This window comes from Shewanella sp. AC34-MNA-CIBAN-0136 (assembly GCF_040309945.1).
Classification (GTDB): Bacteria; Pseudomonadota; Gammaproteobacteria; order Enterobacterales; family Shewanellaceae; genus Shewanella.
This window is the reverse complement of the sequence record NZ_JBEOPJ010000001.1, coordinates 80,557-97,700: the sequence shown is the minus strand read 5'-3', so window position 1 is coordinate 97,700 and position 17,144 is coordinate 80,557. Positions and strand designations below refer to the sequence as shown.

The window sequence follows — 17,144 nt, the reverse complement described above, 5'->3', positions numbered from 1 at the left end:
CATCAATGTGGTTATGATAAGTATCTACAAGCAGAGCTTAGGTTCAACCTAAGTTGTAAACAGAGGTAGAATAATGGGCGATAACAAAAATAACGGTGACAGCGGCAAACTGCTGTACTGCTCTTTTTGCGGAAAAAGTCAGCATGAAGTCAGAAAACTCATTGCTGGTCCATCAGTTTATGTATGTGACGAATGTGTTGATTTATGTAATGACATTATCCGTGAAGAAATCAAAGAGATTTCACCCAAACGTGATGAAGACAAATTGCCGACACCGCATGAATTGCGCAAACATCTTGATGACTACGTAATCGGTCAGGATCAGGCTAAGAAAGTGTTAGCCGTAGCGGTATACAATCATTATAAGCGTTTACGTAATGGCGCTATTAAAGATGGCGTTGAACTAGGTAAAAGTAACATTTTACTATTAGGTCCAACCGGTAGCGGTAAAACTTTATTGGCTGAAACGTTAGCACGCTCACTTAATGTCCCTTTTGCTATGGCAGATGCAACCACATTAACCGAAGCTGGTTATGTGGGTGAAGATGTTGAAAACATCATTCAGAAGCTACTGCAAAAATGTGATTACGACGTTGAGAAAGCGGAACGCGGTATCGTCTATATTGATGAAATTGACAAAATCAGTCGTAAATCTGACAATCCTTCAATTACTCGTGATGTATCGGGTGAAGGTGTTCAGCAAGCGTTGCTTAAGTTAATTGAAGGCACCGTTGCTTCTGTTCCTCCACAGGGCGGACGTAAGCATCCACAACAAGAATTCTTGCAAGTGGATACGTCTAAAATTCTGTTTATCTGTGGTGGTGCGTTTGCTGGACTTGAAAAAGTCATTGAGCAACGTGCACACACCGGAACCGGAATTGGCTTTGGTGCCGAAGTAAAAGGCGAAGCGGATAAAGCGACTATTTCACAAATCCTTAGCCAAGTAGAGCCTGGTGATTTAGTGAAGTTTGGTTTAATTCCTGAGTTTATTGGTCGTTTACCTGTTGTTGCTACGCTAACTGAGTTAGATGAAGCTGCATTAGTACAGATTCTGTCTGAGCCAAAGAATGCATTAACTAAACAATATAGTGCATTATTTGAGATGGAAAATGTCGAACTTGAATTCCGTGATGATGCATTACAAGCCATCGCTCAAAAAGCAATGTCACGTAAAACCGGTGCACGTGGATTACGTTCTATTGTTGAAAGCATCTTGCTCGATACAATGTATGATATTCCGTCGACACAAGGCGTGATTAAAGCCGTTGTTGATGAATCAGTAGTGAAAGGCGAGTCAGCCCCTATTTTGATTTACGAAAACACTGAGACACAGGCTGCTTCAGGCGAGCAATAATTGCACTGATAGTCAGGAAGTTGAAAAATAAGGAGTCCATTGGGCTCCTTTTTTCGTATTAGCCATTGAAACTGATAACATCACCCCAATATACTCAGTAATAAGTCAATTTCATTAAACGGAATCGAGCCATGACTAAAGAGCGTGAAGCGCATATCGAACTCCCCGTGTTACCACTTAGAGACGTGGTAGTTTACCCGCATATGGTAATTCCGCTATTCGTGGGACGGGAAAAATCTATTCGTTGCCTAGAATCGGCAATGGAACAAGACAAGCAAATTTTATTAGTCGCTCAGCGAGATGCAGATCTTGATGAGCCTACCAAAGACGATATTTTCGATATTGGTACTGTTGCCTCTATTTTACAGTTGCTTAAATTACCAGATGGCACGGTAAAAGTATTAGTTGAAGGTGGCCAGCGTGCCAAAATCAAGCAATACACCCAAGAAGAAGAATTCTTTGCCGCAACAGCTGAATACCTCGAGTCTGAAGAATTAAGTGATAAAGAAGAAGAGGTGTTAGTTCGCAGTGCTATCGGTCAATTTGAAGGCTACATCAAGTTAAATAAAAAAATCCCACCTGAAGTATTAACTTCATTGTCGGGGATTGATGAAGCCGCTCGTTTAGCAGATACCATGGCTGCACATATGCCATTGAAGCTTGAAGACAAACAATCTGTCCTTGAGATGATCAATGTCGGTGAGCGTCTGGAATATTTAATGGCGATGATGGAATCGGAAATTGACTTGCTTCATGTCGAAAAACGAATCCGTACTCGTGTTAAAAAACAGATGGAAAAAAGTCAACGCGAATACTATTTGAATGAGCAAATGAAAGCCATTCAAAAAGAGTTAGGCGATATTGACGAAAGCCACGACGAATTTGAAGTATTGGCGCGTAAGATTGAAGAAGCTGGCATGCCAGTTGAAGCCAAAGAAAAAGCCACTGCTGAGTTAAACAAACTCAAAATGATGTCACCTATGTCAGCTGAAGCCACAGTTGTGCGCAGCTATGTTGACTGGATGACTGCGGTACCTTGGAAGCAGCGCTCAAAAATAAAGCGTGACTTAGCCAAGGCGCAAGAAGTACTCGATACCGATCACCATGGGCTTGAAAAAGTCAAAGAACGTATTCTTGAGTATTTAGCGGTTCAAAGCCGAGTTAAGCAGCTTAAAGGGCCTATTTTGTGTTTAGTCGGACCTCCAGGTGTGGGTAAAACCTCATTGGGCCAGTCGATTGCCAAAGCAACCGGACGTAAGTATGTTCGTGTTGCTTTAGGCGGCGTACGTGATGAAGCGGAAATTCGTGGTCATCGTCGTACCTACATTGGTTCTATGCCAGGTAAAGTCATTCAAAAGATGGCTAAAGTAGGGGTTAAAAACCCATTATTCTTACTCGATGAAATCGATAAGATGAGTTCTGATATGCGTGGCGACCCATCGTCAGCGTTATTAGAAGTGCTCGATCCTGAACAGAATGCGACCTTTAACGATCACTATCTTGAAGTTGATTATGACTTATCAGATGTGATGTTCGTTGCTACGTCAAACTCAATGGATATTCCTGGCCCTTTACTTGACCGTATGGAAGTTATTCGTTTATCGGGTTACACCGAAGATGAAAAGCTCAATATTGCTAAGAAGCATTTACTGACTAAGCAAATTGAGCGTAACGGCCTTAAAGAAAAAGAAATCAAGGTTGATGACAGCGCTATTTTAGGCATTATTCGCTATTACACTCGTGAAGCGGGTGTGCGTTCATTAGAACGTGAATTGTCGAAGATTTGTCGCAAAGTGGTTAAGCATATCTTGCTTGATAAAACGGTCAAAATGGTTGAAGTTAACCAGGAAAATTTAAAGTCATTCCTTGGTGTGCAACGTTTTGACTTCGGTAAAGCTGAATCGAATAACCAAATCGGTCAAGTAACCGGTCTTGCATGGACTCAAGTTGGTGGCGATTTATTAACAATCGAAGCCACCTCAGTAGCAGGTAAAGGTAAATTAACCTATACCGGTTCGCTGGGTGATGTGATGAAAGAGTCGATTCAAGCGGCAATGACCGTAGTACGTGCTCGTGCTGAAAATCTTGGCATTAACAATGATTTTTATGAAAAACGAGATATTCATGTGCATGTACCAGAAGGTGCGACGCCAAAAGATGGTCCATCTGCGGGTGCGGCAATGTGTACAGCGTTAGTGTCTAGTTTAACCGGTAACCCTGTACGTAGTGATGTAGCTATGACAGGTGAAATTACTCTACGTGGCGAAGTATTGCCTATTGGTGGTTTAAAAGAAAAGCTATTAGCAGCCCATCGCGGTGGAATTAAGCATGTATTAATTCCTCAAGAAAATGAACGCGATCTGGAAGAAATTCCTGCAAATGTGATTGCTGATTTAATCATTCATCCAGTGCGTTGGATAGATGAAGTGTTGAAATTGGCGCTTGAGCGACCAGTTGAAGGCTTTGAAGTGGTTAAAAAATAGCTTGTTAGTTAAAAAATTGCTGTAGAGCATGAAAAAAATGAAAAAAGGGGCTTAACAAAACGCTGACCTGTGGTAGCCTAGGTTTGTGGATAGTCAGACGCACCAAGCCCTTGGGGCATCTGGCGTTGAGCAGTATCCAATTTCATTTTTTGGTTTTCGTACTAAGTTTGGTGTGTTATCAAGCTTATAAAATAAAGCCTCCGCAGACCGCTCTAAACATAGATTTGGTTGCGGCGCGACAATAACATTCAAGGGGATGACATGAACAAATCTGAACTAATCGAGAAAATCGCATCTGGTGCTGATATTTCTAAAGCTGCTGCTGGCCGCGCACTAGATTCTTTTATCGCTGCGGTAACGGAAGGTCTTAAAGATGGCGATAAGATTTCTCTAGTTGGTTTTGGTACATTTGAAGTACGTCAACGTGCTGAACGTACTGGCCGTAACCCACAAACGGGTAAAGAAATTAAAATTGCTGCTGCGAACATTCCAGCGTTCAAAGCTGGCAAAGCGCTAAAAGACGCTGTTAACTAAATAGTTAATAACGTGGCCTTTGTAAGGCATTCGTAATACAAGCACTGCTTAGGCGGTGCTTTTTACGAAAAGCAATATTGTTATGCAAAGCATAATACATATTGGGAGTATTGGGTCATACCCGTGGTAGCGTCTGATAACTCCATATAATTTACAATAAGGCGCATCCACAAGGTGATGCGCCTTTTTATTTTATTAATCGCAACAAGCGAGAATTCAGATGTTAGAAAAAATTCGTGAAGGATCACAGGGGATTGTTGCTAAAACAATTCTAGTACTTGTGATACTTTCTTTTGCTTTTGCCGGTGTGAGCAGTTATTTAGGCTCAAACACGGGTGTACCTGCTGCAGTTGTTAATGGTGACGAAATTGGCGCCAACGAACTTGAACAGGCTTTTCAAAATGAACGCTCGCGTATTGAGCAACAGCTAGGCGAAATGTTTACTGCATTAGCGGCTGACGACTCCTACATGAACGGAATTAAGCAAGGTGTATTGGATCGTTTAATTGCCGATAAGCTCATTGATCAAGCTGCCAACAAGTTGGGCTTACGTGTATCAGATGAGCAAATCAAGAAAGCGATTATCGAAGAGCCTGCATTTCAAACCGACGGTCAATTTGATAACGAACGCTACCTAGCAGTATTGCGTCAACTAGGTTATCAAACCACAAGCTTTAGAAACATGATGCGTGTAGATATGACCCGTCGTCAGTTATTAAATGCGCTTGTTGGTAGTGAGTTTGTGCTGGACGGTGAAGCTAAACAGCTTGCAGAAGTTCAAGGCCAAACCCGTGATATTCGCTACTTAGTCGTCGACTCAACACCGTTTTTATCAACTGTTTCTGTCGCTGATGAAGAAGCTCAAACTTATTACGATGCTAATGTTTCGCAATACATGAGCCCTGAAAAAGTCAGCCTTGAGTATGTTGAATTGAATGTTGCCGACATGGCTAAAAACAGCGAAACCTCTGATGAAGAAGTGAAAACTTATTACGAAGAGAATCAAAAGCAATATCAAACGGCTGAAAAACGTCTTGCTGCGCATATTTTTGTCGCCGCAACTGACGATGACAGCGCAGATAAAGCCAAAGCTGATGCTATTGAAGCCAAGTTAACCGCGGGTGAAGATTTTGCTGAGTTAGCAAAAACTGATTCTGACGATCAGCTTAGTGCTCAACAGGGCGGTAAGTTAGATTGGTTTGAACAAGGCGTAATGGACCCTGCATTTGATGAAGCACTTTTTGGATTACAAAAAGATCAAGTCTCGTCAATTGTGAAAAGTGAGTTTGGTTACCACATTATTAAGCTGCTTGATTTACAAGCTAGCCAAGCAACCGCTTTTGAAAACGTTAAAGCGAAAATTGTTGCTCAGCTACAAGAAAAGAAAGCCTTAGATGTGTTTTATAGCTTACAAACTAAGTTGGCTGATACCAGTTACGAAATCCCTGATACTTTAGCTGAAACTGCGCAAGCGGTTAATGCAAAAGTACAATCAACGCAGTTATTCTCGCGTGATGACGTACCGGCTAAATTTAACAATCCTGAATTTATCAAAGCCGCATTTTCTGACCAAGTGTTAGCAAGTGGTTTAAACAGCGATGTGATTGAACTTGCGCCAAACCATGTAGTGGTTATTCGCATGAAAAAACATCAGACAGCTGGCGTTATGGGATTTGCTGAAGTAAAAGCTGGTATTGTTGAACGTTTACAGCAAGATAAAGCGAATGACGGTGCTCGTGACAAAGCTGCGGAATATATGGCACAGTTAAAAGCGGGTAATAACACGCTAACAGGTGCTTCATTGACGACATTAGCTAAACTAGGTCGCTTTAATCAGGATATTGATCAAGCTATCACCAATAAAGCCTTCAAAATTGCCGCTCCTGCTGAAAATAGTGTCACAATTGATACTGCAGCGTTAGCGACAGGTTATGCGGTTATTGTGGTTGATAAAGTCAATAAAGCAGAAGGCATTAATGACAACCTCATCAATACGCTTAAACAACGTATTGCGCCTCAATACAGCGAAGCTGATTATCGAGCAGTGGTTGCCTCACTAAAAGCTGATGCTGAAATTGAGTATCCAGTTGCCGACTAGTTAAGTCGTCGCAACAGATGAAATACAAAAAGACCTAGGCTCACGTCTAGGTCTTTTTGTTTATAAGGTGCTTAAGGCATGAAAACTATCTCAAATATACAACCTAGTGAATTGTTTGGGTTATCAAATTACAGTGATGACTTATTCGAATCGATCAAGGGCGTTGCTTTACAGTTCAAACATATTACTTTTGAACGCTGTCATTTTACCCAATGTGATTTTAGTCAAAGTGATTTCTATCATTGCCATTTTATTGAGTGTGTTTTTAGTCAATGTAATTTAAGCGTAATGTCAGTTGTTGCTACAGAGTTTGATGATGTGACTTTTAGCGACAGTAAAGCCATAGGTATTGATTGGACTAAAGCTCAGTGGCCACAGTTTATGGCTCAAACCACAATTAAGTTTGAACGATGTTTGCTCGATGGCAGTAATTTTTATGCGCTGCATTTACCCGAGTTTTCACTTGTTGATTGCCGCGCTCATGATGTCGACTTTAGAGAAGCTAATTTAAACAAAGCAGATTTGCGTCTGACCGATTTTAATTTAAGCCAATTTAGTCATACAAATTTAACGAAGGCGAATTTTACCGATGCGTTGAATTACCAAATTGATATTACTGCTAATAACGTTAAGCAAGCCAAATTCAGTCGGTTCGAAGCCTTAAGTTTACTAGAAGGTTTAGATATTCAATTAGTCGACTAGTGTACATTGCCACATTGTTAGCACAAAAGTGTGTTTTATTGCATGTGTACAAATCGTTAATTTACATTGGTTTAGTTATAATAAATAATCGACAGTAACAATTTAATCCAAAGGAGAGGGCATGAGCCACAGACTTGATCAGGCATTTGAGCGTGCATTAGCCTATTTAGATCAACACTTAAATGAGCCTTTTGACCTACAAGTGTTGGCCGATATTGCCCACATCCCACGATGTCATTTCGACCCATTGTTTACAGCGCTGTATCATATGTCTATTGACGCTTACGTTGAACTGCTAAAAAGTCTAGAAGCTGCCCACTTATTAGGTTTTGGCAAGCAAGTTTCTCTGGCCACAATAGCGGCTAAATTAGCGTATCGTAACGAACAGCATTTTATCGAATCGTTTACTCGCAGTATAGGTCAAAGCCCTGAATCGTTTCAGCAAGCACCTGATTGGGGCAATTTTTTTGCGAAGCAACAACCGCTTAAATCATTTCGAGTAGATGCTAATCAGCAAGATAAGCAATCTTACTCTGTTGATATTGTATCGTTTGATGCGCAGGCATTAGCGGTGATGGAACATCATGGTGATCCGGCTTTATTACCTCAAACCATTGCGAGATTTATTGAATGGCGTCGACAGTTTGGCTTATTTCCTACAAGTTGCAGAACCTTTAACCTGCTTTACTCAACCCTTGAGTTATCTGTTAAAACGCAATATCGAATTGATATTGGTGTATCGTTAAATGCCGAGACACAAGCTATAGTGTCTGAGTCGAGCCAGATTAAGCTCAAATCAATCCCTCAGGGACGATGTGCGATGATTAAATACAGTGGTGATGACAATGGTCTAACAGCGGCAATAGATTACCTGTATCGCGATTGGGTTAATGCTAATGATATTACACTACGAAATTACCCGGTATATTTAGAACGACTCGATATTGGCAGAACTGCCTCCGTTGAACAACAATCCGGATCACCACTCGATGCGCAACAGGTATTAATTTGTTTACCGATTGTTTAATGACAAACTGAAAAGTTAGGATGTGGACAGTAATCGGTTATTTTTTATCGTGATAAGACGCTACTGCGGTATTCATCTAGATGAAACGTAAGTGCTTTAAACCCTTATATATTGAGTGTTATGGCCTTATGTGTTTCATCATTTCAGCACAAATCCATACCATATAATTTGCCCAAGCATATCCAAAAACTGAAAACATCACTGCAACTGGGGCTAAGTGACGATTAAAAGCCATAGCGACAACCGGCGAAGATGCAGCGCCACCAATACAGCATTGGCTGCTTATCGCCATGTAAGCCACTGGCGCTTTCATCAGCACACCAGCAATAATCACCAATAGTGCATGTATTGTTAACCAAACAAACCCTATTGCAAAGTATATAGGGAAATCATTAATCATGGTTAAGTCCATTTTTAACCCCATGGTAGCAATAAGGAAATACAATAATACCGTAGATATTTTAGAAGCACCCAGTTGTTCCAAATGTCTTATTTTTGTATATGACAAACCAATGCTGGTGCTGGTGACTATTATCACTATCCAAAAAAAATGCGAGGTACAACTCCATTTCCCTGACTCTGGATAATGCAGGCTGAAAAAAGGGACTAACTCGTCAGCCCCCCAATGGGCTAAGCCTGTCACACCAAAAGCAACAGCAAAAATAAAGATATAACCTTTAAGACTGGGTAATGATGTTGGTTTTGTATTACGTAAATGGATCCCATCGACCAATAAACGGATACCATTTACATCAGCGCCTATTTTGTTATCTATTTTTTCAGCATGGGGAGCACACATGAGCAAAAATGCCATCCAAAGTGCTGAGAACACTACATTAACCGATATCATTATGGCGAACACATCATCTTCAACATTGTAGATTTCTTTCATGGCAAATTGGTTTGCAGTCCCGCCAACCCAATTACCTGCTAATGTTGCCATTGCTCGCCAAGTCGAGCCATTACCATCCCAGTTAAGCTGCTCGGGCGAAATGATTGAAAAGAGATATAAAGCCAGTGGTGCACCTAAAATAATCCCCAAAGTACCGATGAAGAATAAAATGATGATCTTAGGGCCGAGTAATAACATTGATTTAATATCAACACTGATAATCAATAATGTTAAACAAGCTGGCATAATATAACGAGAGGCAATGACATTGAGCTGGCTATTTGCCATATCGATAATATGAAAAGTGTTAAATATAGAGGGCACTACATAGCACATCACCATAACAGGTACAAAGTGATATAGGATTTTCCATGGTCTACTTGGTAATTCACTCGTATAGAAAATTAACCCTAAGGTAAGAGCTAATAATCCTAAAATAACAGGATCTTGATCAATCAACTGGTTATTCTCATGTGCTGCCTAATGTCATAAATCAATATTGCTGAAGATCTAAAATGCTTGAAGAACTAAACGAGTTAATCGTTTTCATTTAGCAGTGTAGCCGGCCGGCTAAATTCTAAAAACTCACGCGCGAGCGAACTGAGTGGATTATCGTTTCGGTATATTGCCCAGTAACGACGTGAATAATCCCAGTCTGTTAGTAATAATTCGACTAACTCTCCTCGTGCCACTTCCTCTTCTACCGCTAACAAAGGCAATACACTAATGCCTATTCCAGTACCAACGGCTCTTTTAATTGCGCCCATAGTGTTCATGGATAACTCTTGCTTAATATTTACATGTGCACTTTTTAGTAATTGAGTATTGCGGATTCTCGATACCGAAATCGTTTCATCCATTACCCAAAGTTGTTCAGATAACAACTCGGGAGTAATCATTTCTGTTACTAGTGGGTTGTCTTTGCCAGTAATAATACACAATCGGTCTTGTAACCAAGGTTCATGTAATAGATTCTTATGTCCAGGTTTTGCATCGACAAAGCCGAGATCAAGTTCTTTTTCAGCCACCATTTTCTCAATGCTGAGGCTGTTGTTAATAAATAGTTTGATATCAACAGAAGGGTGTTGTTGTTTAAATAATGGAATTTTGCGAGATAAAACATAGTTGCCCGCTGTTTTACTGCAACCCACTTTTATACTGCCTCTAATGGGGCTACCTTGAGAAAAAACATGTTCTAATTCCATGCCTTTAGACAGCATCTCATTGGCATAAGGTAATATGACAGCGCCATTATCATTAATGGTAAGCCCTGTGCTACTTCTTTCAAAAAGGCGACTGCCAAGCGAATCTTCTAAATCACGTAGGGCCATGCTCACCGCTGGCACTGACATATGTAGTTCTATCGCTGCTTTTGAAATTTGGCCGCAGGTATGAATCGCTTTAAAAATAGATAATTGTTTTAAGGTTATTCGCATAAGTAGATCAACGATGGCTGTTTTATAGAGTATATCGTGCCAAAAGGAAGCCAGCACAAAAGGGTAAGTCTAAATGTTAAAAACGTTAACAAGCGCAACTTTTATCTATATGTTTAACCAGACAAAAGCCAAGTTAGTGTATTGATAACAGCTAACTTGGCTTGGCAGTTGTTGCTTTATACTGTTTGTATAAAGTATTTTTAGAAGTTAAATCTTATGCCGACAGTTGCAATATTATCGTCTTCAAGATCGATAACGACACCTGAGTTAGCGATTTGATATTCGCCGTCATACATAGCGTAATGTGCTTGAAGCATGGTTGATTTTGATAACTGGTAATCAGCACCGAAAACAAGTGAGGTAATGTCAACGTCAGTGGCTTGATTGTAATCACCAGATGATGCTACCGCTGAATTGTATTTGAGGAACTTACCAAAGCCTGCTTCATCCTTACCGTATTCAACTTTTAAGTTTACGCCATTTAAATCATAGTTAACGGCGACAAAATAAGAATTTCCTTCTTTATCATCATAACTTTGGCTTTCAGAATGTTGATAAAGACCACCCACTTCAAATTTGCCCATTTTGATTTGGCCAACACCACGATAGGCATCAACACCACCAATTGTGTTGTATGCGCCTGCTATATAATAACGAGTGTTTTTCAATTTCTTATCACCGGCAACAACAGACAACGCATATTGTGTTTCATCATTACCTTCATAGTTGTCATCCATTAGGTAAGTACCATTAACAGTAAATAAACCGGCAATGGTGGGTGAATAATATGTAATACCGTCTGCTTTTCTGTCTTGACCGGCAATCATACGGTTATAAGCAGCGTTGGTAAGATCAAACGCTTCAACATCCCCTTTAGATGATTTCATGACGGTATCGTTACGACCAACTAACAGAGTACCAGCATCGGACGATACCCCTAAATAGGTACTTCTTGCGCTAAAAAGTTCATCGTCACCTTCGTTTGTTGCCCCATTTACCTGTACTTCCATTTGATAAACTAGTTGAAAATCATCATTGATTTTCTCGCTCCCTTTAACGCCAATTCGACTAAAGTTGTTCTCAAGTACCGTACCTTCTTTTTTATTTTGGGTGGTGAAACCGTGCTCTGAATTAGTTAATGTGATATCTAAACGGCCATAAGCAGTGGGTGAATCAGCTAATGCATTGAGTGATGTTACCGATAATGCAGAAAGTAATACTATGGAAACTAAGTTTTTATTTGTGTTCATGATCATCTCTTCTCATTAATTATTATTACCTAAATTAGTTGCTTTCTGTATTGGGGTGAAAGCATAAATTAATGTTAATGATTAACTGACAGACGAATATTAACGTGGGTCACAGCACTCAAGTTTTTAGAGCGTTTTAAGAAAGTCTGAATAGGGTTTCACTATAACTTAACCAAAAGACAAGTTTGATATATGTCTAAGTTTTACTATCTCTTTATGAGTAACCTTTCGCTTAACAAAAGTAAGTCAATATTCAAATAAGAAAGGAATGAACAAATGAAACTAAAATATCTGGTATCAGCGATGGCATTAGTGTTGCTCTCTTCTGGTACTGCAATGGCTAAAACTCCTGACATGGGTTCATTCCATGCTGACATGGGTAGTTGCCAGTCTTGTCACACCGATCCTATTAAAGTGAGTGATAGTGAAACTCATGAAAATGCTCAGTGTAAATCATGTCACGGAGATTACGCTGAACTGGCTAATGACAAATTGCAATTTGATCCACATGCTTCACATTTAGGTGATATTAACTGTACTAGTTGCCATAAAGGCCATGAAGCACCTCAATTTTACTGTAATGAATGTCATTCATTTGATATCAAGCCAATGCCATTTTCTGATGCCAAGAAGAAAAAACCTTGGGACAACGGATGGAATCAAGAAAAAATCCAAAAAGCGATTGCTGCTGGTCCACGCGAAACAACACAAGTATTAGTTGTGGGTGCGGGTAGCGCAGGTTTTAATGCTTCTTTATCTGCTAAAAAAGCGGGTGCCAATGTTATTTTGGTAGAAAAAGCGCCATTCAGTGGTGGTAATTCTATGATTTCAGCTGGTGGTATTAATGCTGTTGGGACTCCTCAACAAGCCGCTCATGGTGTTGATGATAAAGTTGAATGGTTTATCGAAGATACGATGAAAGGCGGGCGTCAGAAAAATGATATTAAATTAGTGACAATTCTTGCTGAAGAGTCAGCTAGTGCCGTTAAATGGTTAGAAGACTTAGGCGCGAACTTAGAAGACTTAAAACGCTCCGGTGGTGCTCGTGTTGACCGAACCCACCGTCCACATGGTGGTAAAAGCTCTGGTCCAGAAATTATTGATACTTTACGCCAAGCGGCTAAAGATCAGGGCATTGATACTCGCCTAAACTCTCGGGTTGTGAAACTTGTTATCAATGATGAACGCAATGTTGTCGGTGCGGTTGTTCATGGTAAACATACTGGCTATTACATGATTGGTGCTAAATCAGTTGTGTTAGCAACAGGTGGTTACGGCATGAATAAAGAAATGATTGCTTATTACCGTCCAACAATGAAAGACATGACCAGCTCAAACAACATTACAGCCACTGGTGATGGTGTGTTGATGGCAAAAGATATTGGCGCTAGCATGACAGATATCGATTGGGTTCAAGCTCACCCAACCATAGGTAAAGACAGTCGTATTCTGATTTCAGAAACGGTACGTGGTGTGGGCGCTGTGATGGTGAACAAAGATGGTAACCGTTTTGTTAGCGAGTTAACAACTCGTGATAAAGCATCTGATGCCATCTTAAAACAACCAGGTAAGTTTGCTTGGATTATTTTTGATAACCAGTTATACAAAAAAGCCAAAATGGTACGCGGCTACGACCATTTAGAAATGCTTTATAAAGGCGATACTATTGAACAGTTAGCTAAGAGCACAGGTATGAAAGTCGCTGATTTAGCGAAAACAGTATCTGACTACAATGGTTATGTCAAAACAGGTGAAGACACTGCGTTTGGTCGTAAGGATATGCCATTAAATATGACACAAAGCCCTTATTACGCTGTAAAAGTAGCTCCAGGTATACATCACACTATGGGCGGAGTTGCTATTGACACTGATGCTTCAGTGCTTGATCTTCAAAGTAAGCCAATTGTTGGTTTGTTTGCTGCAGGTGAAGTTACTGGTGGTGTACATGGGTTTAACCGTTTAGGTGGTAATGCGATAGCTGATACTGTGGTATTTGGTCGAATTGCAGGAGATAACGCCGCCAAACATGCTCTAGAGACAAAATAGTTTAACTACATCTTTTTATCCCTTGCGTTACTTTTGGGTTAAGCCATATGGCTTAACCCTTTTTTTACGCCAAATTTGTACCAGTAGTGACAGTGAGTATCGCAATTATAATCACTATAATGGCAATAACATTAGCTATGATAATAACGCAATAAAAAAGCCGTAATGCTGGGCATTACGGCTTTTACTTGTGTAACTTAGCTTATTGTTTTCTAAAGTTTAAGCTCAGGTTCAATTGTTATAATTCAATTACATCAAATGTCACATTAGGATTCACGTCTGCTTCATAATCGATACCATCAATACCAAAACCGAACAGCTTTAAAAACTCTTGTTTGTATTCATCATAGTCAGTGAGTTCGCTTAAATTTTCTGTGGTCACTAACGGCCATAAATCACGACAATGCTGCTGGATTTCTTCGCGAAGTTCCCAGTCATCAAGGCGTAAGCGATTTTCGCCATCAACAGCTGGTGCTTGGCCATCAACACGGTATAGGCGTTCACTGAATAAACGGTATATTTGTTCAATACAGTCTTCATGTAAGCCTTCTTGGCGCATTTTCTTAAATACCATGGCGATGTAAAGTGGCATTACTGGAATTGCTGAGCTCGCTTGAGTCACGACACTTTTTAACACTGCAACGTTAGCTGAGCCACCAGTAGCTGATAATTTGCTATCAAGGGCGTGAGCTGCACGATCTAAATCCATTTTGGCTTTGCCTAAAGCGCCATGCCAATAAATAGGCCAAGTCAATTCGGTACCAATGTAACTATAAGCAACCGTTTTGCAATTGTCAGCTAATACGCCAGCGTCGCTTAGCGCACTCATCCATAATTCCCAATCTTGGCCGCCCATTACCGTGACGGTATCAGCAATTTCTTGCTCAGTCGCTGGCTCTACAGAAGTGTCGATAATGGTATTTTTATTGGTATCAACAGCCGTGGCAGTATACGTTTGGCCAATTGGCTTAAGTGATGAACGGATAACTTCACCGGTGTCAGGCATTTTACGTACTGGAGAAGCCAGTGAGTAAACCACCATGTCGATTTGACCTAAATCTTGCTTGATAAGCTCAATGACTTGTTGCTTTGCTTGATGGCTGAATGCATCGCAATTAATGCTTTTTGAATACAAGCCTTCTACTTTAGCAAACTTATCAAATGCCGCAGTGTTGTACCAACCTGCTGTACCGGGTTTGGTTTCAGAGCTTGGTTTTTCGAAAAACACACCAATAGTGGCAGCGTCGCAACCAAATGCTGAGGTGATACGAGACGAAAGGCCATAGCCACTTGAAGAACCGACCACTAATACTTTTCTAGGCCCATTAGCAATTTTGCCTTTGGCCTTAATGAGTTCGATTTGTTCTTTAACGTTGGCTTCACAACCTACTGGATGAGTAGTTGTACAAATAAAGCCACGAATTTTAGGTTTAATAATCATATTTAAGCTTCTTCCTTTAACATTGGCTCTAGGATAAATAGTTCGACGGCCAATTGGCACTGATTTTTTCTAAAACGCCCTCAAAACCACAGTGGTTGGAGCAGTTTAGCGCTTTTGCATAAATTGACTTTGTTCTTGAATGAGTCGTTGGGTGTATTCATGTTGTGGTGAAGTAAATAAGGCCTCAGTAGTAGACTTCTCGACCATATGACCATTTTGCAACACCATAATTTTATCGCTAACATGACGAATAATATTCAGATTATGTGATACAAAAATATACGATAATCCCATCTCTTTTTGCAGCTTTAATAGCAAATTAATAATCTGAGACCGGACCGATAAATCTAAAGCCGTTAGTGCTTCATCTGCAATAATAATTTTAGGGTTAAGCATTAAGGCACGTGCAACAGCGACACGCTGTTTTTGGCCTTCGGAAATCATGTGTGGATAAAACTCTGCGTGTTCAGGTAATAAGCCGACTTTTCTTAAGGTTTCAATCACCAATGTTTTTCGTTCAGTTGAACTTAATTGGGTATTAAACCGTAACGGTTCTTTAAGTAAGTTACCAATCGATAAACGTGGATTAAGCGAGGTTGTCGGATCTTGGAAAATCATCCGGATCAACCGACACCGTTGTTTTAAATTACGTGTTTCTAAAGCTTCACCTTCAAAAAATATGTCGCCGCCACTGCGTTGTTCAGCACCCACTAGAATTCGGGCGAGGGTACTTTTACCCGAGCCGACCGACCCCACAATAGCCAAGGTTTCACCACGACCGAGTTCAAATGAAACCGGAGAGAGAGCCTGATAATATTGAGGTTTAAAATGCTTATAACCGGTTAAGTATTGTTTACTTAAGTCGGTTACTTTAAGCAATGGCATCGTCATCTTCTTGCTCACTTTTATAAGGGAAATGGCAGGCAAAATAGCGGTCTTTAATATGTTCAAGATTAGGCTGTTTTACACATTGGCGTTGGGCTTCTGGGCAACGTGGACCAAGCCGACAACCGGCTGGTAAATGCTGCATCGACGGCGAAGAGCCTTGCAGTGTGGGTAAGTTAGCTTTATGACGCATTTTTTCAGTATGGTCAGGTAGATTTTTTAATAATGCCCGTGTGTAAGGATGATAAGGCATTGCTACCATTTCGCTAACAGGGCCTGATTCCATAACTTGACCACTGTACAAAATCGTTAAGTTATCACACCAGTGCACCATGGTTTCTAACTCATGGCTAACCAATAAAATAGACACGTTTTGCAGTTGATTGAGTTGCGACAATAGTCTGAAAATTTGCGCTTGGGTGTTGAGCTCCATTGAGTTGGTTGGCTCATCGGCAATCAGCAATTTAGGATGATTCGCCACAGCCATCGCAATCATCACTTTTTGGCATTCGCCCTCAGACAATTCCCATGGATAGCACTTCATCAGTTGTTTTGGTTTTTTTATACCGACTTTGTGGAGCCATTTCTGCGCGTTTAAATAGGTCGCCTTTCCACGTCGCCAAAAAGGAATATTTTTGTTGGGTACCATAGCTTCAATCAATTGACTGCCAATGGTTTTAACCGGATCTAAACTGCCAGAAGGGTCTTGGAAAATCATCGCCATTTCACTGCCCATCAGGCAGCGTCGTTGCTTGGAACTCATTTCTAATAAGTTTTTTCCATCCCACATCATACGGTCAGCAATAATATGCCAATTAGGACCTAGTACGCCTAGAATCGCTTTGGCCAATAAACTGCGCCCAGAGCCAGATTCGCCAACAAGTCCATGGATTTCACCTGGATTAATAGTCAAACTGACTTTTTCGAGCACTTTCACAGTGCCCTCAGGTGTATCTAATTCAATGGTGAGATTACGAATATCGAGTAAAGGCATAG

At 40.5% G+C, this 17,144-nt stretch carries 13 protein-coding genes; 7 read left to right on the top strand and 6 right to left on the bottom strand.

The window, feature by feature from the left end:
• Positions 1–73 precede the first annotated feature (73 nt).
• From clpX to AAEY94_RS00395, 6 genes are all read left to right on the top strand, one after another.
• Positions 74–1,354 carry an ATP-dependent protease ATP-binding subunit ClpX gene (gene clpX, locus AAEY94_RS00420; RefSeq protein WP_101087840.1) on the top strand — a complete coding sequence of 427 codons (1,281 nt, stop codon included), beginning with the start codon at positions 74–76 and terminating at the stop codon, positions 1,352–1,354.
• 131 nt (positions 1,355–1,485) lie between these two features.
• Positions 1,486–3,837 carry an endopeptidase La gene (lon, locus tag AAEY94_RS00415; protein ID WP_101087842.1) on the top strand — a complete coding sequence of 784 codons (2,352 nt, stop codon included), beginning with the start codon at positions 1,486–1,488 and terminating at the stop codon, positions 3,835–3,837.
• A 261-nt stretch (positions 3,838–4,098) separates the two neighbouring features.
• Positions 4,099–4,371 carry a nucleoid-associated protein HU-beta gene (gene hupB, locus AAEY94_RS00410; protein WP_059745462.1) on the top strand — a complete coding sequence of 91 codons (273 nt, stop codon included), beginning with the start codon at positions 4,099–4,101 and terminating at the stop codon, positions 4,369–4,371.
• Positions 4,372–4,591: 220 nt separating this feature from the next.
• The gene (locus AAEY94_RS00405; protein WP_123777858.1) at positions 4,592–6,469 is read left to right on the top strand and encodes a SurA N-terminal domain-containing protein; all 1,878 of its coding nucleotides are present in this window, start codon (positions 4,592–4,594) and stop codon (positions 6,467–6,469) included.
• Between the two features lie 78 nt (positions 6,470–6,547).
• Positions 6,548–7,171, top strand: a complete 624-nt coding sequence (locus tag AAEY94_RS00400; RefSeq protein ID WP_101087846.1) for a pentapeptide repeat-containing protein — start codon at positions 6,548–6,550, stop codon at positions 7,169–7,171.
• Between the two features lie 121 nt (positions 7,172–7,292).
• Positions 7,293–8,198, top strand: coding sequence for an AraC family transcriptional regulator (locus tag AAEY94_RS00395; protein WP_350976428.1), 906 nt, complete (start codon positions 7,293–7,295; stop codon positions 8,196–8,198).
• Positions 8,199–8,316: 118 nt separating this feature from the next.
• Here the strand turns inward: AAEY94_RS00395 and AAEY94_RS00390 are convergent, their stop codons facing one another.
• The 3 genes from AAEY94_RS00390 to AAEY94_RS00380 all read right to left on the bottom strand — a co-directional run bounded on the left by AAEY94_RS00390 (position 8,317) and on the right by AAEY94_RS00380 (position 11,782).
• Positions 8,317–9,549 carry a DUF819 family protein gene (locus AAEY94_RS00390; protein ID WP_101087850.1) on the bottom strand — a complete coding sequence of 411 codons (1,233 nt, stop codon included), beginning with the start codon at positions 9,547–9,549 and terminating at the stop codon, positions 8,317–8,319.
• Between the two features lie 77 nt (positions 9,550–9,626).
• Positions 9,627–10,526, bottom strand: coding sequence for a LysR family transcriptional regulator (locus AAEY94_RS00385; protein ID WP_101087852.1), 900 nt, complete (start codon positions 10,524–10,526; stop codon positions 9,627–9,629).
• A 200-nt stretch (positions 10,527–10,726) separates the two neighbouring features.
• Positions 10,727–11,782 carry a porin gene (locus AAEY94_RS00380; RefSeq protein ID WP_101087854.1) on the bottom strand — a complete coding sequence of 352 codons (1,056 nt, stop codon included), beginning with the start codon at positions 11,780–11,782 and terminating at the stop codon, positions 10,727–10,729.
• 270 nt (positions 11,783–12,052) lie between these two features.
• On the opposite strand from AAEY94_RS00380, the gene AAEY94_RS00375 reads away from it, so the two are divergent.
• Complete coding sequence (locus AAEY94_RS00375; RefSeq protein WP_101087857.1) at positions 12,053–13,822, top strand: flavocytochrome c; 1,770 nt, start codon at positions 12,053–12,055, stop codon at positions 13,820–13,822.
• 238 nt (positions 13,823–14,060) lie between these two features.
• Here AAEY94_RS00375 and fabV read toward each other — a convergent pair whose 3' ends face one another.
• From fabV to AAEY94_RS00360, 3 genes are all read right to left on the bottom strand, one after another.
• Positions 14,061–15,263, bottom strand: coding sequence for an enoyl-ACP reductase FabV (gene fabV, locus AAEY94_RS00370; protein WP_101087859.1), 1,203 nt, complete (start codon positions 15,261–15,263; stop codon positions 14,061–14,063).
• A gap of 105 nt (positions 15,264–15,368) precedes the next feature.
• Complete coding sequence (locus AAEY94_RS00365; protein WP_011638034.1) at positions 15,369–16,154, bottom strand: peptide ABC transporter ATP-binding protein; 786 nt, start codon at positions 16,152–16,154, stop codon at positions 15,369–15,371.
• Positions 16,135–17,142, bottom strand: a complete 1,008-nt coding sequence (locus AAEY94_RS00360; RefSeq protein ID WP_101087861.1) for an oligopeptide/dipeptide ABC transporter ATP-binding protein — start codon at positions 17,140–17,142, stop codon at positions 16,135–16,137. Before AAEY94_RS00360 ends, AAEY94_RS00365 begins: the two co-directional genes overlap by 20 nt.
• Positions 17,143–17,144 lie beyond the last annotated feature (2 nt).

Bases quoted from the DNA above. Each gene is read 5' to 3' on its own strand.
- AAEY94_RS00395 (WP_350976428.1), top strand. From the start codon at position 7,293: ATGAGCCACAGACTTGATCAGGCATTTGAGCGTGCATTAGCCTATTTA.
- lon (WP_101087842.1), top strand. From the start codon at position 1,486: ATGACTAAAGAGCGTGAAGCGCATATCGAACTCCCCGTGTTACCACTT.
- AAEY94_RS00365 (WP_011638034.1), bottom strand. From the start codon at position 16,154: ATGACGATGCCATTGCTTAAAGTAACCGACTTAAGTAAACAATACTTA.
- AAEY94_RS00360 (WP_101087861.1), bottom strand. From the start codon at position 17,142: ATGCCTTTACTCGATATTCGTAATCTCACCATTGAATTAGATACACCT.
- clpX (WP_101087840.1), top strand. From the start codon at position 74: ATGGGCGATAACAAAAATAACGGTGACAGCGGCAAACTGCTGTACTGC.
- AAEY94_RS00385 (WP_101087852.1), bottom strand. From the start codon at position 10,526: ATGCGAATAACCTTAAAACAATTATCTATTTTTAAAGCGATTCATACC.
- hupB (WP_059745462.1), top strand. From the start codon at position 4,099: ATGAACAAATCTGAACTAATCGAGAAAATCGCATCTGGTGCTGATATT.
- AAEY94_RS00380 (WP_101087854.1), bottom strand. From the start codon at position 11,782: ATGATCATGAACACAAATAAAAACTTAGTTTCCATAGTATTACTTTCT.
- AAEY94_RS00405 (WP_123777858.1), top strand. From the start codon at position 4,592: ATGTTAGAAAAAATTCGTGAAGGATCACAGGGGATTGTTGCTAAAACA.
- AAEY94_RS00375 (WP_101087857.1), top strand. From the start codon at position 12,053: ATGAAACTAAAATATCTGGTATCAGCGATGGCATTAGTGTTGCTCTCT.
- AAEY94_RS00400 (WP_101087846.1), top strand. From the start codon at position 6,548: ATGAAAACTATCTCAAATATACAACCTAGTGAATTGTTTGGGTTATCA.
- fabV (WP_101087859.1), bottom strand. From the start codon at position 15,263: ATGATTATTAAACCTAAAATTCGTGGCTTTATTTGTACAACTACTCAT.